At 46.4% G+C, this 22,476-nt stretch carries 12 protein-coding genes; 7 read left to right on the forward strand and 5 right to left on the reverse strand.

The annotated features are described in order from the left end of the window. Positions 1–86 precede the first annotated feature (86 nt). From prpC to GVO63_RS02030, 4 genes are all read left to right on the forward strand, one after another. Positions 87–1,211, forward strand: coding sequence for a 2-methylcitrate synthase (gene prpC / locus GVO63_RS02015; RefSeq protein ID WP_061486459.1), 1,125 nt, complete (start codon positions 87–89; stop codon positions 1,209–1,211). Between the two features lie 12 nt (positions 1,212–1,223). Then, positions 1,224–3,815 carry a Fe/S-dependent 2-methylisocitrate dehydratase AcnD gene (acnD, locus tag GVO63_RS02020; RefSeq protein WP_159577944.1) on the forward strand — a complete coding sequence of 864 codons (2,592 nt, stop codon included), beginning with the start codon at positions 1,224–1,226 and terminating at the stop codon, positions 3,813–3,815. A 10-nt stretch (positions 3,816–3,825) separates the two neighbouring features. Beyond that, on the forward strand, positions 3,826–5,007 hold the full coding sequence (gene prpF / locus GVO63_RS02025) for a 2-methylaconitate cis-trans isomerase PrpF (RefSeq protein WP_159577945.1): 1,182 nt from the start codon (positions 3,826–3,828) through the stop codon (positions 5,005–5,007). A gap of 397 nt (positions 5,008–5,404) precedes the next feature. Further along, on the forward strand, positions 5,405–6,661 hold the full coding sequence (locus tag GVO63_RS02030; RefSeq protein WP_159577946.1) for a diguanylate cyclase: 1,257 nt from the start codon (positions 5,405–5,407) through the stop codon (positions 6,659–6,661). A gap of 13 nt (positions 6,662–6,674) precedes the next feature. On the opposite strand, the gene GVO63_RS02035 is transcribed toward GVO63_RS02030, so the two are convergent. From GVO63_RS02035 to GVO63_RS02055, 5 genes are all read right to left on the reverse strand, one after another. Then, positions 6,675–8,252, reverse strand: a complete 1,578-nt coding sequence (locus GVO63_RS02035; RefSeq protein ID WP_159577947.1) for a sodium/solute symporter — start codon at positions 8,250–8,252, stop codon at positions 6,675–6,677. Positions 8,253–8,391: 139 nt separating this feature from the next. Continuing rightward, entirely contained in the window at positions 8,392–10,098 is a 1,707-nt protein-coding gene (locus GVO63_RS02040) for a PH domain-containing protein (RefSeq protein ID WP_159577948.1), read from the reverse strand. Further along, positions 10,098–10,652, reverse strand: coding sequence for a PH domain-containing protein (locus GVO63_RS02045; RefSeq protein WP_159494170.1), 555 nt, complete (start codon positions 10,650–10,652; stop codon positions 10,098–10,100). Before GVO63_RS02045 ends, GVO63_RS02040 begins: the two co-directional genes overlap by 1 nt. A 133-nt stretch (positions 10,653–10,785) precedes the next feature. Continuing rightward, positions 10,786–13,140, reverse strand: coding sequence for an aerobic respiration two-component sensor histidine kinase ArcB (gene arcB, locus GVO63_RS02050; protein WP_159494169.1), 2,355 nt, complete (start codon positions 13,138–13,140; stop codon positions 10,786–10,788). A 168-nt stretch (positions 13,141–13,308) separates the two neighbouring features. Continuing rightward, positions 13,309–14,247 carry an N-acetylmuramoyl-L-alanine amidase gene (locus GVO63_RS02055; protein WP_159577949.1) on the reverse strand — a complete coding sequence of 313 codons (939 nt, stop codon included), beginning with the start codon at positions 14,245–14,247 and terminating at the stop codon, positions 13,309–13,311. Between the two features lie 676 nt (positions 14,248–14,923). Here GVO63_RS02055 and gltB point away from each other — a divergent pair. From gltB to GVO63_RS02070, 3 genes are all read left to right on the forward strand, one after another. After that, positions 14,924–19,390, forward strand: coding sequence for a glutamate synthase large subunit (gltB, locus tag GVO63_RS02060; RefSeq protein ID WP_159577950.1), 4,467 nt, complete (start codon positions 14,924–14,926; stop codon positions 19,388–19,390). A 13-nt stretch (positions 19,391–19,403) separates the two neighbouring features. Then, the gene (locus tag GVO63_RS02065) at positions 19,404–20,819 is read left to right on the forward strand and encodes an FAD-dependent oxidoreductase (RefSeq protein WP_159577951.1); all 1,416 of its coding nucleotides are present in this window, start codon (positions 19,404–19,406) and stop codon (positions 20,817–20,819) included. A gap of 119 nt (positions 20,820–20,938) precedes the next feature. Further along, complete coding sequence (locus tag GVO63_RS02070; protein ID WP_159577952.1) at positions 20,939–22,456, forward strand: M20/M25/M40 family metallo-hydrolase; 1,518 nt, start codon at positions 20,939–20,941, stop codon at positions 22,454–22,456. Positions 22,457–22,476: the final 20 nt, after the last annotated feature.

Here is a 22,476-nt window from a genome sequence, read left to right on the forward strand (position 1 = left end):
CCCCACTCGAAGCTGAGTCACTCATTTTTTATTTTTGAACAATTTTTAAAGTACCTTACAAATTACACAAGACCGGAGACAACAAGATGGCTAAACAGTTAAGTGGCGCGGGTTTACGCGGCCAAGTTGCAGGTAAAACAGCATTATCAACCGTAGGTAAATCAGGTTCTGGTTTAACGTATCGCGGTTACGACGTAAAAGACTTAGCGCAAAACTGTCAATTTGAAGAAGTAGCGTACCTTATTCTAAAGGGCAAGCTACCTAACCAGTCTGAGCTAGACGCTTATAAAACTAAACTTCGCGGCATGCGTGGCCTTCCAACAGCATTGAAAGAAGTGCTAGAGCGCATTCCAAAAAATGCCCACCCAATGGACGTACTTCGCACGGGTTGCTCAATGCTAGGTAACCTTGAAATGGAAACCAGCTTCGACCAGCAGCAAGACGTGACAGACCGCATGTTGGCCTGTTTCCCAAGTATTATCTGCTATTGGTATCGCTTCTCGCACGACGGCGTGCGCGTAGATGTCGAAACCGATGACGACTCAATTGGTGGTCACTTCCTACATATGCTTCATGGCGAAAAGCCACGTGAGCTGCACGAACAAGTCATGCATGTATCGCTAATTCTGTATGCAGAGCATGAATTTAACGCGTCGACCTTCACGGCACGTGTTTGTGCTTCAACCTTATCTGATATGCATTCTTGTGTAACCGGTGCTATCGGTTCACTGCGTGGTCCACTTCACGGTGGTGCTAACGAAGCAGCCATGGAAATGATTGAAGGCTTCACTTCACCTGATGATGCTGAAGAAAAAATGATGGGCATGCTTGAGCGCAAAGAGAAGATCATGGGCTTTGGTCACGCAATTTACTCTGAGTCTGACCCGCGTAATGAGATCATTAAGCAATGGTCTGAAAAGCTAGCTGCCGATGTGGGCGACGACGTGCTTTACCCTGTATCAGTTCGCTGTGAAGAAGTGATGTGGCGCGAGAAGAAGCTTTTCTGTAACGCCGATTTCTTCCACGCGTCTGCGTACAACTTTATGGGAATTCCTACGCCGCTGTTTACACCAATTTTCGTAATGTCTCGTCTTACGGGTTGGGCGGCACACGTTATGGAACAGCGCGCTGACAACCGTATTATTCGTCCATCAGCAGAATACACAGGCGAAGAACTACGTCCGGTGCCTGCTATTAGCGAACGCGCTTAGGGTTGGGGTTTTATGAATATTGATTACCGTAAACCGCTTCCAAACGCGGGTATCGATTTTTTCGATACCCGTGAAGCGGTAGATGCTATTGAGCCTGGCGCCTACGCCAAGCTGCCTTATACGTCGCGTGTATTAGCTGAAAACTTGGTGCGCAAATGCGCCCCTGAAATGCTAACCGATTCCCTTAAACAGCTTATATATCGCAAGCGCGACTTAGATTTTCCGTGGTTCCCTGCTCGCGTAGTGTGTCACGATATCTTGGGGCAAACAGCACTTGTCGACTTGGCAGGTCTTCGCGATGCTATTGCAGCAAAAGGCGGCGATCCGGCGAAAGTCAACCCAGTTGTGCCAACGCAGCTGATTGTTGATCACTCCTTAGCTGTTGAACATGCTGGTTTTGAAAAAGACGCATTTGAGAAAAACCGTGCGATTGAAGACAGACGTAACGACGACCGTTTTCACTTTATCAACTGGACAAAAACCGCGTTTAAAAACGTAGATGTTATCCCGCCGGGTAACGGCATTATGCACCAAATCAACTTGGAGCGTATGTCACCCGTTATTCAAGCACGTGATGGCGTAGCCTTCCCTGACACACTAGTAGGTACCGACAGCCACACGCCACATGTTGATGCGCTTGGTGTAATTGCCGTAGGCGTTGGCGGCCTTGAAGCGGAAAGCGTTATGCTGGGCCGTGCGTCTTACATGCGTTTGCCTGACATCGTAGGTGTTGAACTTACCGGTAAACCACAGCCAGGCATTACCGCAACCGACATTGTATTAGCACTAACAGAGTTCTTGCGTAAAGAGCGTGTGGTATCAGCGTATTTGGAATTCTACGGCGAAGGTGCATCGCATCTTACGCTAGGCGACCGTGCTACTATTTCGAACATGACACCGGAATACGGCGCCACTGCAGCCATGTTCTACATTGACCAGCAAACCATTGATTACTTGCGCCTGACAGGGCGTGAAGAAAAGCAAATTGCATTGGTTGAACAATATGCCAAGCACACTGGTTTGTGGGCAGATGATTTAGCCACTGCCGAATACGAGCGCGTGCTAACGTTCGACCTTTCTGCTGTAGGCCGCAATATGGCTGGCCCTTCTAACCCACACGCACGTTTACCTACCAGCGACTTACAAAGTCGCGGCATTGCTGCGAAGTGGGATGAAGAAGAAGGCAAAATGCCTGATGGCGCAGTTATTATCGCCGCTATCACCAGCTGTACCAATACATCTAACCCACGCAATGTTATAGCGGCAGGCCTGCTTGCACGCAATGCCAACGCGCGTGGTTTAACTCGCAAGCCGTGGGTAAAAAGCTCACTAGCACCAGGTTCTAAAGCCGTTAAGTTGTACCTTGAAGAAGCCAATTTAATGAGCGAGTTGGAAGATTTAGGCTTTGGCGTTGTGGCGTTTGCGTGTACGACTTGTAACGGTATGAGCGGTGCGCTAGACCCTAAAATTCAACAAGAAATCATCGACCGCGACCTTTACTCTACAGCAGTATTGTCGGGTAACCGTAACTTCGACGGCCGTATTCACCCTTATGCTAAACAAGCGTTCTTGGCATCGCCGCCGCTAGTAGTGGCGTACGCTATTGCCGGTACCATTCGCTTTGATATTGAAAAAGACGTTTTAGGTACTGACAAAGACGGCAACCCAGTAACGCTTAAAGACATCTGGCCAAGCGACGAAGAAATTGATGCTATTGTAGCGAAGTCAGTGAAGCCAGAGCATTTCAGAAAAGTGTATGAGCCTATGTTCGACTTAAGCGTTGACTATGGCAAAGACATTAACCCGCTTTATGACTGGCGTGAAATGAGCACCTACATTCGTCGCCCGCCCTATTGGGAAGGCGCAATGGATGCCGAGCGCACCATGAAAGGTATGCGTCCGCTGGCAATTTTAGGTGACAACATCACTACCGATCACTTGTCGCCTTCAAACGCTATTTTAGCCAGCAGTGCAGCGGGTGAATATCTTCATAAAATGGGCTTACCTGAAGAAGACTTTAACTCGTACGCCACACACCGTGGTGACCACTTAACCGCTCAGCGCGCTACCCTTGCGAACCCGAAAGTGTTCAACGAGATGGTGCTAGAAAACGGTGAAGTGAAACAAGGGTCTCTTGCCCGCGTTGAGCCTGAGGGCCAAGTTATGCGCATGTGGGAAGCTATTGAAACCTACATGAACCGCAGACAACCACTGATCATTGTTGCAGGCGCTGATTACGGTCAAGGTTCATCACGCGACTGGGCAGCTAAAGGCGTACGTCTTGCCGGTGTTGAAGTCATTGTGGCAGAAGGTTTCGAGCGTATTCACCGCACTAACCTTATTGGCATGGGCGTATTACCGCTTGAGTTTAAACCGGGCACTACCCGTAAAACGTTAGAGCTAGACGGTACAGAAACGTACGACGTTAGCGGCGAACCGTCACCGGGAGCAACGCTTACGCTAGTAGTAAACCGTCAAAACGGTGAGCAGCTCGAAGTGCCGGTAACCTGTCGCTTAGACACCGCAGAAGAAGTCTCTATTTACAGCGCAGGCGGCGTATTACAGCGCTTCGCCAAGGACTTCTTGGAAGCTGAAGCTAGCTGAGGGAAAAAACATGACAAAGTATGCGCCACAACTTCGAGTACCGGCTACCTACATGCGTGGCGGTACCAGTAAAGGTGTGTTTTTTAACTTAACCGATTTGCCAGAAGCAGCGCAAAAGCCGGGACCGGCGCGTGATGCATTGCTGCTGCGCGTGATTGGAAGCCCCGATCCATACGGTAAACAAACTGACGGTATGGGCGGTGCGACTTCAAGTACCAGTAAAACCGTGATTTTGAGTAAAAGTGAACGTGAAGGTTACGATGTCGATTATTTATTTGGGCAAGTTGCTATCGACAAACCTTTTGTAGACTGGAGCGGTAACTGCGGAAACCTGACCGCAGCCGTAGGTGCGTTCGCCATTAGCAATGGGTTAGTAGATACAAGCAAAATTCCAGAAAATGGTGTTGCCACCGTCAATATCTGGCAAGCCAATATCGACAAAGCCATTATCGCCAAGGTGCCAATGACCCATGGCGAAGTACAGGAAACTGGCGACTTTGAACTAGACGGCGTTACCTTCCCTGCAGCGGAAGTGGAGGTGGCATTTGTTGACCCCGCTGATGGTGAAGGGGCCATTTTCCCTACCGGACGCTTAATCGACACACTGGAAGTCCCCGGCGTAGGCTCACTGCAAGCGACCATGATTAACGCGGGGATCCCCACTATCTTCATCAACGCTGAAGACATCGGATATACAGGTACTGAACTGCAGGATGACATCAATAGTGATGCCGATGCACTTGCAAAGTTTGAAGCCATTCGTGCACACGGCGCTGTTCAAATGGGCCTCATTAACGATGTGGGTGAAGCTGCAAACAGGCAGCACACACCAAAGGTTGCGTTTGTCGCTCCTCCCAAAGGCTATAAAGCGTCAAGCGGAAAAGACATTTTGGGCTCAGACATTGATGTATTGGTTCGCGCACTGTCTATGGGCAAACTGCATCACGCCATGATGGGTACGGCTGCGGTAGCTATTGCAGCCGCGGCGGCAATTCCAGGTACGCTCGTAAACTTGGCGGCAGGCGGTGTTGATAGAGAGTCGGTTACCTTTGGACATCCATCAGGAACACTTCGAGTAGGAGCAAAAGCGACGTTTGAAGATAACAAATGGCAAATTAAGCAAGCGGTGATGAGCAGAAGCGCGCGTGTTCTTATGGAAGGTGTCGTCCGCGTTCCGGTTGAACAAAGTTAATTACAGCCGTCTCGCCCCTATTGTCATAAATTAAGCGTCACAAATTAGACATTCGTATGAAAGGCCCTCTATGAGAGGGCTTTTTCTGTCATTGTTGAGTATTATTATAATACCAGTCCGCATAGATAATTACCCACTCAGCGAGACTTAAAATGTGCGTAATCGCGGCGTGTTACCGCAGGTATAGTGGTGCCACATCAAAGTGACACAACAAAGAGTACGGACATTTTAAACTCGACCTACGGGAAGGTCTGGCAAGCTTCCTAGCTTCATTCTGGGAATTAAAGGGAACAGCCATTCCTGCATTCCCACGCTTCGCTAGGAAACTTGCCAGCACCTTCTGAGCCGGCAATTATCTATGCGGATTGGTATAAGACAAGTAGAAAGAGAAGTTCACATGTATAAAGTTCTTGTAGTAGAGGACAGCGTTACTGTCCGTAAGATCGTCAATAAGCTTATTGAGGAAAACCCATACTTTACATGTGATCTTTGCGAAGATTTGGCTGAGGCCAAAAATGCACTTGCAAGCGGTACCGAATATCTAGCAGCAATCGTTGATTTAAATCTTCCCGATGCGCCGCATGGCGAAAGTGTTGAATTGGCGCTTTCATACAATGTCCCAACTATCGTATTAACTGGTAACTTCGATGAGTTTACCCGCTCGCAACTCCTTGATCAGGGCGTATTGGACTACATTACCAAAGAGTCTCGCTATTCTTACCTGCAAGTGTCTAAGTTAGTAGACCGTCTAAGAAAGAACCTGACTACGAAAGTGCTTGTTGTTGAAGACTCTATCACCAGCCGTAATCATATCTGTTCTTTGCTTCGCAAATTTAAGTTTCAAGTACACGAGGCAAACGACGGTTTAGAGGCCCTCGCCGAGCTCAATAACCACCGCGATATTAAAATGGTGATTGCTGACCATCGAATGCCGAATATGGATGGGTATGAACTGATTAAGGCTATTCGCCATGAAAAGCGCATGCAGGACTTAGTCTTTATTGGACTTTCTGCCACCGGCGATAGCGTCCTTACCTCCAAGTTTATAAAAAGTGGAGCGAACGACTTCCTTTCAAAACCCTTCTATCATGAAGAATTCTATTGTCGCATTATGCAAAACCTTGAATCACAGGAAATGATTCAAACTATTCGCGACTCGGCCAATTTAGATCCGCTTACCCGAGTCTATAATCGCCGTTTCCTTTATGAAAAAGCTGAGGAGTTATTTGCAAGTAATGACGCCAAGGCAAACGTCATCGTCTCCATGATAGATGCCGACAACTTTAAAGGTGTTAATGACACCTATGGCCACAAAACCGGCGACATGCTGCTGCAGGAATTCGCTGCACTTCTAAAAGACCATTTTCCTGACGACCTCATTGTTCGCTATGGAGGTGAAGAATTCACTGTAGTGTCGGTAAGACCACCAAAAGTTTACCTTTCCGCTCTCGCTACATTTATGGATGCAGTACGACAGACCGAGTTTACTTGTCATAAATTCAATGTCACATGCAGTATTGGCGTGTGTACCGAAGAACACGAGTCCTTAGAGTCTCAGCTTGAAGTTGCAGACGCCCGTTTGTACAAAGCGAAAAATGCGGGTAAAGACCAAATTATACTTCGAGACGCCGTCGCTGAAGCGGCTCATGCCTGATATCTCTGTGTTATTATTGCAGCCAATTTGGTATCAGGTAGCAAATAAACATCAGCAAGAAAAAATATCCTATTAACAAGGTGACAATAGACTTGTCGATTATAAAACGCCCCTTCTCTCCATTTGCGACGGTGCCCGTACTCATTTCGTTGTTAGGCGCAAGTAAAGAGAGAATAATCGCCGGTATCACTGTGCCTAGAAACCCCGTTACATTCCACCAAAACCAAAATACATCCTCGACAAAAAATGCGAATGTTAAATTAGTAAAAACACCGCACAAGAGCGCAATATTGACATGATTGGCATTAACTTTTCTCGTCAATATTCCGAGTAAAAACACAGCCAGTACTGGACCAAAAAAGACTGATCCTACCTTATTCACTGCCTCAATTACCGTCGGCGCTATGTTACCAGCATTGAGGGAGAGCAGTAAGATAATCGCGCCCCATATCAGCCCTGCGAACTTTGCAGATCTGAGATAGCCTCGAGGCTTTGCTCGCCGTCGAGTAAGTTTAAAATAGTCTTCAAGTGAGACAGCGGCAAGAGAATTAATAGCCGAGCTTAGCGAAGACATAGCGGCAGCAAGAATAGCCACTACAAGTAAACCAATTAGCCCATTAGGTAAATAGTTAAGAATGAAAATCGGCATAAGCCAGTCTGGGTTGTCTTTGGGAATTTTAGATAGCAAATTGGCATCGTTAAATGCTAACGTTCCAACTACTAATCCTGCTAAACAATACAGTAAAGTGATTGGAAACCTAAAAATGCCATTGGCTAGCATCATCTTTTTTAGGTCGCTTTCAGATTTAGCTGACAACGCCCGCTGCGCCTCAGATTGATCACAACCGTAGTAGGAGGCATAAAGGATCACGCCTCCCAGCACCATGGGAAAAAAGCCAAAACCATCGCCATCAAAGCCCATAGATGAAAAGTTTATGGTGGAAACACGTTCACTGGGAAGTAACTGCATAAAGGCGTCCCATCCACCTAAAGCATCAAGCCCAAAAGCAATACAGATTGCAGTACCTATAACAATAACGACCATCTGCACAGCGTCACCATAAACAACGGCTTTCATGCCACCTTGTAATGAGTACAAAACGGTAATGACACCAATAAGCATGATTGCCTGCGTTGTTGAAATCTGCATGGTTCCCCGTAAGATAATCGACAATGCATACACCATTATTCCCGTAGCAAACGCTCGGCTAAACTGAAATACCAAACTGATGAATATCCGTGTTGAGGTGGAAAAACGCCGCTCAAGATAATCATATATGCTTACTACGCCACTTCGGTACAACGTGGGTAAAACAGTAGTAATGAGTAGAAGCATAGCTAGCGGAACCGCCAGTTCATAGGAAAGCCAAATTAAGCCTCCTCCCTCGCGAAACCCGACAAAAGCCGGAGCAGAGATAAAACTCACGGCTGACAGTTGTGTTGCCATAATTGAAAGGAGCAACGGTTTCCACCCCAAGCTCCTTCCTGCTAAAAAATAGTCTCTTTTTGACTGCTGACCACGCAAACTGAAGCCGATGATGAGTAGGGTAATGAGGTAGATCGCAATAACGCAGTAATCAAAAATATCCATATAAACGCAATTTTGTGCAATTTACCCCCTACCTTTACACAATTGCGCGCTTTTTGCACAAAGAATACCATTAATCCTCATTGATAATTGCCTCGCTGAGTGGGTGACTATGTGTGCGGACTGATATAAACAATGAACTTTACATCCAAGACCTTCTGGTTGACTCCACTTCGAATAACACACGATCAGCCAGTTGGTAAACATACTCTTCTGGTAAAAACGGCACGGTCACCGCACCTGAAGCCAATACAAATTTTATAGTGGCCAGCTTTTTACGCTTCATGAAAACACTTTGTTTAATAATAACTTGTTGCGCTTTATAGGGCTCAAAACACTGATAGTCCACACCTATTCTACCTCGTCTTATGTACACGTACTTAGTATCGAAGGCGATCCCCCAGCGCCACCATCTGAGCGTCAGAAGAAGCGCTACCAGAATAAACATCGTGGCTGCGCCAATCATAATGTCTACATGAGCAGTGACAGCGCCTACAATAAATACCCCAAGAAGCGGAGCCGTCCAGGCGATGAGCAGCCAAAACCGAATAAAGCGCTTGCTGATGGTTTGGTAGTGCTGAGTGCGTAAATCACATCCCGGCATCACTTCCTGGCTAAGCGCAAAGGCTTCATATTCGGTTACTGATGGCACAATGAGTTTATTTGGTGACATCAACTCTTGTATTTGCTGCCCTGCGGTTGAGTTCTGCTCAAAATACACATTTACCCGCTTTAGTAATTTATCCAGCCAGTCTTGTTTTGCCGTGATCATTTGAATGCGTGATGCACGCATGCTCACTTCCAGCTTATTGAGCAAACCGCTGCGCCGTATATAGCGGTCTCCCGCTCGTGATAACGTATAACCGTAGAACGTGAAAAGCGCACCGCCCACACTAAGCAATGCCACCAGCGCCATGATCATCATTAAAATTACAAACGCGTAGAGTCCAAACTGCCACCATGCTACCGTTTGCTCGCCTACGATTTGATTAAGCTGCAAGCCCTTATCTGCTAACCATTTCGACACTATACCGAAGACATCGTCGTAGAAAGGCGCAGCGACACCTAAGATGATCCACACGCGATTGTTGGTGATACCGTGAATAATAATATCTTTCACCGAGCGACGATTTAACACCTCTTCATTTGCATGTGTGTAATCTGGCGCTCTAACGCCCGTATCCCGTAAGGGTAAAGACGAACCCGGCCCGTTAGATAGGTTAACACCATTGGGCTCTTCCAATTCATCCTCGTCATACTGCGCTTTTTCGTACAACACTTGCTTCTTCAAGGCTTCAGCATAGGCTTCTGGTACCGCTACTATTTTGGCCTCTTCTTTCCCGCTTCCTGCTGTATCAAGCACCACGAGCGCGTAGCCGAAGGGCCGATAGTAAAATGGTCTTTCTATCTTAACGTTTTGAATACGCCACAACGGCAGGTTGGTATAGCGGCGCTGAAACACACCATGATGAATCTCGACGTGTTGATTGTGCACGCGAAACTTGTACATTAAATAACTGATTACGCCGCTGCTACTTGTAGACAAAATCAAGACAGCAACGCCAATTAGCACTTCTAAGGAAAACAAGTTATCCCAAATGTTGAACGAAATGGCCACGGCCGGGATGGCATAGACAAGACCTTGCGCCGCATTGGTAATATTGCGAATGGTAAAGTACAAAATTGAAATAAGTGAGAGACGCTGCCAATCACCGCCTGTTTCCACGTTAAGCTTTGGCTCAGCCAGGCCCGCTTCTGAACCTTGAGACTGGATCGAAGCATCGTCTTTTAGCCCGTGCGACTCGCCAGAATGAGACGCTAGATTTGAAGATGTTTCAGGCGCAGTCACTAGCGGGCACCTATATCTTTGTGAGCGAGAATGAACTCTCGCAGCTGCTCCGCTCTCTCTAGGCTTAACCCAGGGATTTCAAAGGTATGCATTTCGCCTCCTGCAGAAAAGACCTGAAGTGATGCAAGACCTGCCCACCTGTCTAAAGGACCGCGATTCACTTCAACGTGCTGAACCCGCAAGATAGGCTGACAAGAAAGCTTCCTAAAAATTAACCCAGATTGTTTGCTAATGTCTTGCTCTCGAATTGCGTAGAATATGCGTACATCAGCAAAAAAGTGGTACAGAGCCCACACTCCGCCGATAGCGACGACACCTGCGACCACATAAGGGTAAGCAAGAACCAAGTTCTCCGGTAACGACCAGAAACGTTGGAACCTCAGTCCTGTCGCTATACCTGTTAATACCAACGCTACCATCCCTATTGAAAAGACATTCAGCGCGCGATACTTCTTGGATATAGGCAGTAAGGTTAATGTTTTAAGTACAGGTATCTCATCAATGCTAAGCTGATTATTCGAAAAAACCGTCTCTTGTTGTGAGGAAGTTGTCATAATAATCATTCCTTTTACCACTGAATTAGTCAGCGCAGTGGGATGCATTATCAATAATAAAGCTGACTTTACATAACAAAAAAGAGGGCAAGCCCTCTTTTTACGTCAATTAATTGAAGGCGCGTCGCGCAGCTTAATCGTCAACTTGCTGTTCGTTCAGCCAATCGTGCAATGCTTTCATGTCGTGCTGTACAGCCATTTGCAGCTCTTCTACCCAATCATGCACATTTTCCCACCAAGTAGGATGATCGCCTTGTTGAATTTGATTCGCTATACGCTGTACACGGGCCAAACCAACAGAGCCTGCGGCTCCTTTGATCTTGTGTGCCTGCGAGCACACTTCCGACTTTTCGTCCGCACTTAAGCTTAACTGCAGTATTTCCATGTATTCCGGCATTTTTTCTTGGAATACTTTAACGCTAGCGCGCACCATCTCATCCCCTATGGTATCCACTAACATTTGCAACAAGTCCATATCTAAAATGTTACTTAATGTTTTATTGGGCTCAGGACGCTCTACTTCACCGTCAATTTCTAACGGTGCAGGAGGTGCATGGAACAGCTCGTTGAAGACCTCAATAACCCGAGATTTTTTAATCGGCTTGGCAATGACGTCATCCATACCGTTTTCAAGATACTCGTCGCGTTTCTTGATGACATTCGCAGTGAGCGCAACAATAGGCGTCTGCATAACTAAATCTTCTTCGATTAACGTACTTGCTACGTCAAACCCTGTCATGTCAGGAAGCTGTATATCCAACAGTATCAAATCGTATTGCGTGGCTCGTGCTTTATCTATAGCCTCTTGCCCGGTCATGGCAACGTCAACTTTCTGGCCAAGCTTTTCGAGTAAAGCTTTTGCCACCATGACATTGAGTTCAATATCCTCTACCAACAAGATATTGAGACCGGTCACTTCAAGTTGGGCTACTTTCATCGGGCTGTTAGAAATTTGCACCGGTAGCACAATTTCAAAACGCGTCCCTTTACCCACTTGGCTAGAAACGTGGATTTCCCCCTTCATCAAGTCAACCATTTGCTTGCAAATCGCAAGACCAATTCCTGTTCCGGTAGCAGACTGATGGTCAGGATGGTCAACCTGGTAGTACATCGCAAAAATTTTGTCGATTTCGCTTTCTGGAATACCTACCCCTGTGTCTTCTATAACGAAGGTAACGTAAGCCTTATCTCCATCGGGCTTTGTTGCAGAAACAGATAAGCTCACATGGCCTTTTTGCGTAAACTTCACGGCGTTAAACAAGATGTTCCACAAGATCTGTCGAAGGCGTGTTCCGTCTATTTCAACAAGACGTGGCAGCGGTTCGTTAATCTTTGTTTTGAAATTAAGCTGCTTATCTCCTGCTAGCAGGCGAATAATACTGCTCAGTTCTTCGGTAAAGTCCTTAAGTGAAATGGTCTTGAGGCTTAACTCAAGCTTATCTCTGTCCAGCTTATCCAGATCGATAATATCGTTAAAAATATTGCCCAGTGTAATCGCGCTGGCGTAAATAGTACTGACCCAGCTAAATTGCTCATCACTTAGCTCGGTATCGCGCAACATGCGGCTCAAGCCAACAATACCGTTTAATGGAGTGCGAAGCTCATGACTGATAGTGGCAATAAAGCGGGTTTTATCCGTACTGGCCTTCGCAGCGGCATTTTCAGCTTGTTTACGCTCGGTCATATCTCGACCAAAAGATAATAAGCCCAAGCGGTTGCCTTCTTTGTCGAAGAATGGCACGCGCTTCATTTCAAAGTAGCGTCTGCGACCGTCAGCAAAGCGAAGCCACAATTCTTCTGTAATGCTTGCGTTGGTCTCTAATACTTCATGGTCGCTGGCAACAATTTGACGAGCAAGCTCTTCTTCATAAACATCTTTAGGGGTTAGCCCCAACAGTTCTTGTTCTGTTTTCCCCGTCATAAGTTCGGCGATGCGATTGCAACCGGCAAAGCGTCCTTCTTCATTACGGTAATAAATGAGATCTGGGGAGGCGTCGATAATTGAACGAAGCAGTGTAGAAAGACGGCGCGCTTGTGCTTCTTGTTCTGATTTATCTTGAATTTCTTTCTCTAAATCTTTAAACAGAGCTTCTCGCTCTTCTTGTGCTTGCTTTCGCTGCTCTATCTCATGATTTAGCTGTCTGATATTGCTCTGAAGCTCTCGGTTCAGAAACACATCCTCTTCTCGCAAACTTTCTAGCTGACTCACCACTTCTTTTAAGTTAGTTCGTGAGTTTTCTAGCTGCTTAATTAACTCACTAAAGAAATACAACACCCAAGGCGCTGAAAGCATAGTGAGGACAACTGCGCTAATAAAATCATCAGGCTGGACCTGACTCCCCATGCTCACTCGAATGACATAGGAGCCGCCAAGAGTGAAAACAAGTGAAAGAACAACAAATAAAATGCTGAGCTTTAGTGTGCCAAAACGCTGCACAAATTGAGCAAAACGAATTGCCCAAGAGTCGTTGGGTGAATCTGAATGCATGTACGTCTAATTGAAGCTTACTTTGCCATTATCCTATCAGGCTTTCACCACTTCGGGAATGTGTTATACCAGTCCGCGTAGATAATTACCCACTTAGCGAGATTTAAAATCTTCGTCATCACGGCATATTACCGCAGGTAGAGTGACTCTATTTCAAGGTGACATGGCTTACCGTTTTAACGGTAACCTTACGGAAATCTCATTAATGTAGTGCGTATTAACCCACCCTGTTTTTGTAAAGGAAACTTTTGCCCATTCACCCCGCTTCTCCAACACATTTAATACTTCCCCCTTGTACAAGGCAGGTTCGACCAAGGGAGATAAAATGCTAGGCCCTGTTCGCACATTCAATGAATTAGCGCTGACATTAGCGACGTGACGCTTTTGACTAGACGTGACATCTATAACTTTATCGCGTATTTGTGTGTGCAACCCGCGTTCACTGCTTTTATCAGAGTGTGATTCTTTTTTTTCAGTACTTTGCGCCAACGACTTTCTGAGCTCCTCCATTGGAAATGCCGGACCAGGGTCAACTTTTCGCGAAGGGGCTATTTCGTCATGACCTACCACAGTAGAAATTGGATAATGCTCACACAGTAAGCGACAGAGACTCATCGTTGCCGCAATCTGAATATCGGTATATTTGTGCCAATAGCCCTTAAAGGATTGATGAGGGTGTCGTGCAGCGATAACTTCGCTTTCATCGTAGGTGCTGCCAAACCAACTTTCGAAAAGTCCATCCTCTTTAGCCTTTAATTGACCAGCATTATCCAATTCAATGCCTATCGAATAACGATTTAAACCACGTCTACCGGCGTAAACGCTCTCGCCAGCGTGCCACGCTATTCGATTTGTAGGCAACATTTGCACAATATCGCCGCTTCGGCCAATTGCGAAATGAGCTGAAACACCGCTATCAGCATTAGTGAGAACGTCGACCGACGAGTGCAAACTGCTCCCGGCAGTGAAATGAATGACGATGGTATCAGGGCCATTGGCGCTAAACAGGCCAGATGTATTTGGAGACGCCTTGAAGCTCACATTCTCGCCAATGAGATAATGATCTCTAAGCTTGAATGAAAATTGAGGTAGTGTTAGTTGGGTCATTGTTCAACATTCCGTTATTGATAATATTCGGCGCTGTGCAGACAAACTTTCCTTCTTTGCCCATCACTTAAGCGACAAATGCTGGCTAGTTAAGCGTGTAATGCCGACCAATCTTTCACTGCGGTACGCGGTGTCCCACCCCTCACAAGCTCACTTTTTAACCAACATAGCAAAGTCCTTATGTTTTCGGAACCAAAAGTTTACAATTTAATAAAAATACAGCCCAAACCGGCATTGACAACATAAAATAACAACTAAAAAGCATATTTATTCACCTCTCATTTGTTAATGAAAATTATTATCGTTTATTTGAGGGGAGGTATTTGATTTTCCAGCCTTATAACATTTTTGTTACAAACCTAAATAACAAATTATAAGTTATTGAAATTAAAAAATTTAATTATATTTATACTAAAAGCTAACGGGCCGAGCAATTTTAGCGTTTGATTTTAGTTTTCAATGTGGGTATTTTGTACGGCCCGCTACGCAATAATGCATAAAAATGCGGAAACGACTGGTAATCCTCTAATAATAAATAACGACTAGAAAGGCGCATACTGTCAGCAATAATGCTAGCAGGTTCAAAAGACGTCTAATAATGTTGTGATACGCAATCCTAGGCGCATCTACACGCAACGCATACCTTGCCCAGTCAAAAGGTTGAAGGAGTTAAGAGATGAGTTTATATAATCCCAATGATTCCCGGGACAACTGTGGGTTTGGCTTAATCGCTCACACTCATGGGGAAGCCAGTCACGAATTGGTAACAACTGCTATTCACGGTCTTGACCGTATGCAGCATCGTGGCGGTATTGCCGCCGACGGGAAAACCGGTGACGGCTGTGGTTTATTACTACAGAAACCGGATGCGTTCTTCCATGCAATCGCCGAAGAAAATGGCTGGAAACTCAGCAAAAAATACGGCGTGGGCATGATTTTCTTGAGTCAGGACCCAGTGCTTGCGCAGGCCGCGCGCGAAGTACTTAATGAAGAACTTGAAAAAGAGACACTCTCAGTAGTGGGTTGGCGCGAAGTGCCTGTCGACCGCTCAGTGCTGGGTGAACTCGCGCTTACGGGCGTTCCACAAATTGAACAAGTGTTTGTGAATGCGCCTGCGGGCTGGAGAAAACGCGACCTAGAACGTCGCTTGTACATGATCCGTCGTCGCGCTGAAAAGCGCCTTGAGAAAGATCCAGATTTTTACGTGGCATGTTTGTCAGGCCTTGTGACTATATATAAAGGCTTGGTAATGCCGAAAGACTTACCTGCTTTTTATCACGATCTTGCCGATGAGCGTATGCAAAGCGCAATTTGCGTTTTCCACCAACGTTTCTCAACAAATACGTTGCCGCGCTGGCCGCTTGCCCAACCCTTCCGTTTCCTTGCGCACAATGGCGAAATAAATACCATTAAAGGTAACCGCGACTGGGCGATGGCACGTGCTGCTAAATTTTCAACGCCGCTTATTCCTGACTTGAAAGACGCTGCGCCTTTTGTTAACACCGAAGGTTCAGATTCATCGTCACTGGATAACATGCTAGAGCTCTTCTTAGCAGGTGGTATGGATTTATTCCGCGCCATGCGTTTGCTTGTTCCGCCAGCGTATCAAAACAACAAAACTATGGACGACGACCTTCGTGCATTCTACGAGTTTAACTCAATGCACATGGAACCTTGGGACGGCCCAGCCGGTATCGTTTTAACCAACGGTCGCCACGTGGCCTGTAACCTAGATAGAAATGGTTTACGTCCTGCTCGTTACGTTATTACTAAGAATGGTTTTATTACCCTTGCTTCTGAAGTGGGTATTTGGGATTACGAGCAAGCCGACGTTGTTGAAAAAGGCCGCGTAGGCCCGGGTGAAATGCTTGCTGTAGATACCTATACGGGCAAGATTTGGCGCTCTACGGAAATTGATGACGACCTTAAAACTCGCCATCCTTACAAAGAGTGGTTAGATAAACACATTCGTCGACTTACTCCCATTGAACAGCTTGATGCCTCATTAATTGGTAAGCGCGTGTTTGATGACGACGCCATGGCGGTGTATCACAAGCTGCACGCATACAGCTATGAAGAGATTCAACAGGTTGTAAAAGTACTCGCAAAAGACGGTCAAGAAGCCGTTGGTTCTATGGGTGATGATACGCCAATGGCGGTTATGTCATCACGTCAGCGTACTGTTTACGATTACTTCCGTCAGCAGTTTGCTCAGGTTACTAACCCGCCTATCGACCCATTACGTGAAAACCACGTTATGTCGTTGGCAACCTGTATTGGCCGTGAGCAAAACGTATTCAGCGAAACCTCGGGTTATGCTGACCGCGTATTGTTCGACTCGCCAATATTGATGTATACCGATCTCAAACAGCTGCGTGAATTTAACCCAGACAATTACTATTCAGAAGTTGTAGAGCTTCAATATGCGCCGCAAGAAGGCCTGAAAAAAGCCATTGAGCGTGTATGTAATGAAGTTGAAATGCTGGTTAAAAATAAACGTGCTGCGTTTGTTATTCTGTCTGACAGAAACATTAAGCAAAGCCGTTTAGTGATCCCTGCTGCGATGGCCGTTGGCGCGGTTCAGCGCCGCCTAGTTGAAAAATCATTGCGATGCGACGCTAACGTTGTTGTTGAAACAGCCAGCGCCCGTGACCCTCATCACTTCGCAGTGTTAATTGGTTTAGGCGCTACCGCGGTATATCCATTCCTTGCGTACGAAACTATCGAGCAGCTTTGCGAAAAAGGCGAGCTAGACATATCTCCTATGCAGGCCACATTGAACTACCGTAAAGGTATCAATAAAGGCTTGTATAAGATCATGTCGAAAATGGGTATCAGTACTGTTGCCAGTTATCGCAGTTCTAAGCTATTTGAGGCCGTGGGCATCAACAATGAAGTCATGAAGTTGTGCTTTAAAGGTGTAACTTCGCGTATTCAAGGCGCGGGCTTCGATGATTTCCATCAAGATCTGATAAACCTTAACCGCATTGCATGGCTTAAGCGCAAGTCTGTTGATCACGGCGGCTTGCTTAAGTATGTGCACGGTGGCGAATACCACGCATACAACCCAGATGTTGTAAGCACGCTACAAAAAGCAGTAGTGTCAGGTAAGTACGAAGATTACCAGCACTACGCAAAGCTAGTTAATGAGCGTGCGCCTGCGCACATTCGCGATTTGCTAGCCATTAATCCTAATTGCGATCCTATTGATATTAGCGAAGTAGAAGCGCCAGAGAGCTTATTCCCGCGCTTTGATACTGCTGCGATGTCAATTGGTGCACTGAGCCCAGAAGCGCACGAAGCGCTGGCGATTGCAATGAACCGCCTAGGCGGTCAGTCAAACTCTGGCGAAGGTGGCGAACACCCTTCACGCTTCGGTACAGAGAAGAACTCAAAAATTAAGCAGGTTGCATCAGGACGCTTTGGTGTTACGCCTCACTATTTGGTTAACGCTAACGTTATTCAAATTAAAGTGGCGCAAGGCGCAAAACCAGGTGAAGGCGGTCAGCTTCCTGGTGACAAAGTAAATAAATACATCGCACAGCTTCGTTTTTCTGTGCCGGGTGTAACCCTTATTTCACCACCTCCGCACCACGACATTTATTCGATTGAAGATTTAGCACAGCTAATTTTCGATTTGAAACAGGTGAATCCAACGGCGCTTATATCAGTAAAACTGGTATCTGAACCGGGTGTTGGCACTATTGCCACAGGTGTAGCAAAAGCCTATGCCGACCTTATCACCGTTTCAGGTTATGACGGCGGTACAGGTGCAAGCCCATTAACATCCGTTAAGTATGCAGGTAGTCCGTTCGAGCTTGGTTTGTCTGAAACGCAACAAGCGCTTATTGAGAACGGCTTGCGTCATAAAGTACGCGTTCAAACCGACGGTGGTCTGAAAACCGGACTCGATGTGGTTAAAGCCGGTATTTTAGGTGCGGAAAGCTTTGGTTTCGGTACAGGCCCGATGGTTGCCTTAGGCTGCAAATACTTACGTATTTGTCACTTAAACAACTGTGCGACCGGTGTTGCAACGCAGGATCAAAAACTGCGTGACGACCACTTTATCGGATTGCCTGACATGGTAATGAACTACTTCAAGTTCATTGCTCAGGAAGTGCGTGAAATTATGGCATCTATGGGTGTAGCAAAGTTCGACGACTTGGTTGGTCGTACAGAGCTACTTAAAGTTTTAGACGGCATAACCGCTAAGCAAAACCGTTTAGATTTGTCTCCGTTGCTAGCGCAGCCTAAAGCGGGTGAACACACGCGCCTGTTCTGTTCGCAGACCACAAACGCGCCTGTTGATAAAGGCGAGTTGAACGCGCAGATGCTTAAAGATGGGCAACAGGCGGTTGTTGACGGCAAATCGATTACGCTTAAATACCCTATCCGCAACACTGACCGTTCTGTGGGCGCGTTGCTTTCCGGTGAAATTGCCAAGCATCACGGTAACCATGACTTTGAAGATACACCAATTAAAGTCGAGCTAACCGGTACAGCGGGTCAGAGCTTCGGCGTTTGGAACGCTGGTGGTCTGCACATGCACCTTGAGGGTGATGCTAACGATTACGTTGGTAAAGGTATGACAGGCGGTAAACTTGTTATTTACCCACCTCGAAATATCTCGTTCGACGCACACGACAGCGCCATTATGGGTAATACGTGTCTGTACGGCGCAACAGGCGGCAAACTGTTTGCTGCTGGTCGTGCGGGTGAGCGCTTTGGTGTACGTAACTCCGGCGCTATTGCAGTGGTTGAAGGCATTGGCGATAACGGCTGTGAATACATGACAGGTGGTATCGTGGCCGTACTTGGACCGGTTGGCGTTAACTTTGGTGCCGGTATGACAGGTGGTTTTGCTTATCTTATGGATGATGGCGACGACTTGGATAACCGCGTTAATGCTGAACTAGTCGACGTAATGTCTATTGAAGACAAAGCCATTCTTGCTGAACACTTACGTGGCTTAATTAATCAACATTATGAAGAGACAGGCAGTGAGCATTCGTTGTCGCTACTGACTGATTTCGCCGCAACGTTGAAGCGCTTCAAGCTTATTAAGCCAAAAACCAGTGATGTGAAAAACTTGCTTGGTCACATCAGTCGTTCAAGTGCTGAATTACGCATTCAGGCTCAGTAGGAGGATTTAGTTTATGGCAAAGAACGTATATCAATTTGTCGATGTTGAACGTATCGATCCGCCGAAGAAGCCGATCGTTGTGCGTAAACACGAATTTGCGGAAATCTATCAACCGCTAACCCAATCTCAAACCGAAGGCCAAGCAGACCGCTGCTTGGACTGCGGTAACCCCTATTGCGAATGGAAGTGCCCTGTGCACAACTACATTCCTCAATGGTTGAGCTTGGCGAATGAAGGTCGAATTTTAGAAGCCGCAGAACTTTCACATAAAACCAATAGCTTACCAGAAGTGTGTGGTCGCGTTTGTCCTCAGGACAGACTGTGTGAAGGTGCATGTACATTAAATGACGACTTTGGCGCGGTCACCATCGGTAGTATTGAAAAGTACATTACTGATACGGCATTCAAAATGGGCTGGCGCCCAGATATGTCTGACGTAGTATGGACCGACAAAAAAGTGGCGATTGTAGGCGCAGGCCCTGCTGGACTAGCATGTGCAGACATTCTAGTACGTAACGGTGTTAAACCTGTTGTTTACGACAAGTACGAAGAAATTGGTGGCCTACTCACGTTTGGTATCCCTTCTTTCAAACTAGAGAAAGACGTGATCAAACTGCGCCGCCAGATCTTTACTGAAATGGGGGTTGAATTTGTACTTAACACTGAAATCGGTAAAGACATCCAGTTCCAAGACTTGCTTGATAAGTATGATGCTGTTTTCCTAGGAATGGGTACGTACAAGTCGATGCAAGGCGGTTTTGACAACGAACATGTTGATGGTGTTTACGAGGCGCTGCCGTTCCTCATCGCTAACACGAACCGCGTAATGGGCCTTGAAAAAGACCCTGCTGATTTCATTGATATGAAAGGCAAACGGGTTGTTGTGCTCGGTGGTGGTGATACGACAATGGACTGCGTACGGACATCTATTCGTCAAGGCGCAGCACAAGTAACCTGTGCATATCGTCGTGACGAAGAAAGCATGCCGGGCTCGCGTCGCGAAGTTGTGAACGCAAAAGAGGAAGGGGTTGAATTTAAGTTCAATCTTCAGCCGCTTGACATCGCAGTAGATGAAAACGGTAAAGCCTGTGGCGTTAAGCTGGTTAAAACCGAAATGGGGCCACCGGATGCTAATGGACGCCGTCGCCCTGTTGAAGTGGAAGGTTCAGAGCACGTACTTGAAGCAGACGCGGTTATTATCGCTTTTGGCTTCCAGCCTAGCCCTGCACCATGGTTTGGTGACTTCGGCATTATGCTTGATGAAAAAGGACGCGTACGCGCCCCTTCAGCGGGTAAATTTGCCTTCCAAACGTCCCATCCTCAAGTATTTGCCGGTGGCGATATGGTACGCGGCAGTGACTTGGTTGTTACCGCTATCGACGAAGGCCGCAAAGCTGCCGAAGGCATCATGGATTATATTGGCGTTTAAGTCGCGCTAAAATGCCCACTAAAGAAAAGCTCGGTAGTTCTACTATCGAGCTTTTTTGTTTTAAACATAAAGAGATACGCTTTAAGATAACAAAAAACATCGACTGAAGAGGCAATATCATGAGCATGCGTTCGCTACTCATTTACGGATTCGTTTTACTTTCTTTTTCTTACTCTTCAAAAGCAAGCGACAATAAACCGCTTACTGATACGGCAGCAGCGGTGGTTTTCAATGACTATTTAACGTATCTCACGTTACCCAATGTCGCCACGCAGTCAGCCTCAGATATTCAAAAGGTCGCAGAGTGGACGGCTGAGAAATACGGTGAATATGGCATAAAAACACAGCTTCTCGATAATGAGGGTATGCCTATGGTCTATGCTGAATACGCGTTTGCGGGTAAGGATGCACCCACTATTCTCTTTTATGCGCATATGGATGGCCAACCGGTTAATGCAGAACTTTGGGACCAGAAAAGCCCATGGCAGCCAGTACTCAAAGTAGAAGAAGATGGTAAGTGGGTGGAAAAGCCTCTGTCGCTGTTAAAAAATCAGTATGACCCCAATTGGCGCATATTCGCGCGCTCTGCGTCTGATGATAAAGCGCCCATTATGATGCTGCTCTCAGCGCTTCACACACTATCGGTAAATCAAATTACTCCTTCAATTAATGTAAAGGTGCTTTTAGATTCAAATGAAGAAGGAGGCTCTCCTTCACTCGCTGAGGTTATTGAAAAGAATAAAGACCTTCTTTCTACCGATGCAGTAGTAATGTTAGACGGGCCAATGCATCCTTCTAATGCTCCTACCGTAGTTTTTGGACATCGTGGGGCTACTCTTGTCAAACTGACGGTTTATGGGCCTATATCAGACAGTCACAGCGGCCACTTCGGTAACTTCATTCAAAACCCTGCTTTTATGCTTTCATCTCTTTTAGCAAGTATGAAGAATGATAAGGGCCAAGTCACCATACCTCGGTACTATGGTGACGCACCGTTATCAGCAGCCGAGACACAAGTACTTCACACGATTCCCCTCGACGAAGATGCACTTCTCACTCGCCTTGGCGTTGCTAAACCGGAATCAGTTGGTGACAATTACTATGAAGCTATTAGCCTCCCTTCTCTGAACATTAATGGATTAAGCGCGGCAAGTACAAAAGCGGTTAGAACCATTATTCCTGCTGAAGCCACCGCCTCTTTGGATATACGAACAACAAAAGAGGCGCATTCGTCTCGACAGATTGACCTTCTAAGAAACTTCATAAAATCGAAGGGGTACCATATTGTTGATGAAGTGCCTTCACCAGAATTACGGTTAAAACACGATAAACTTATTCGAATCCAGACAACGAAAGGGACCGCGGCCTTGCAAACGCAGCTTGATGCACCGGTTGGTCTATGGGCAAAAGAGGCACTCGAATCGGCCAGGGGTGAAAATGCGATACTTATCCCGCTAATGGGCGGAACAGTGCCTACGGCTCCCCTTGTAACAAGCTTAAAGAAACCTGTGATCCTCATTCCATTAGTCAATGCTGATAATAACCAGCACGCACCCAATGAAAACCTGCGGATTGGCAACTTTTACAGCGGCACACAGATTTTGTATCACTTGTTGACCACGCCTTACCCACAATGAATATACGTAGTAAAAACTCA

This window comes from Alteromonas sp. KUL106, assembly GCF_009811415.1.
In the GTDB taxonomy this organism is placed as follows: domain Bacteria; phylum Pseudomonadota; class Gammaproteobacteria; order Enterobacterales; family Alteromonadaceae; genus Alteromonas.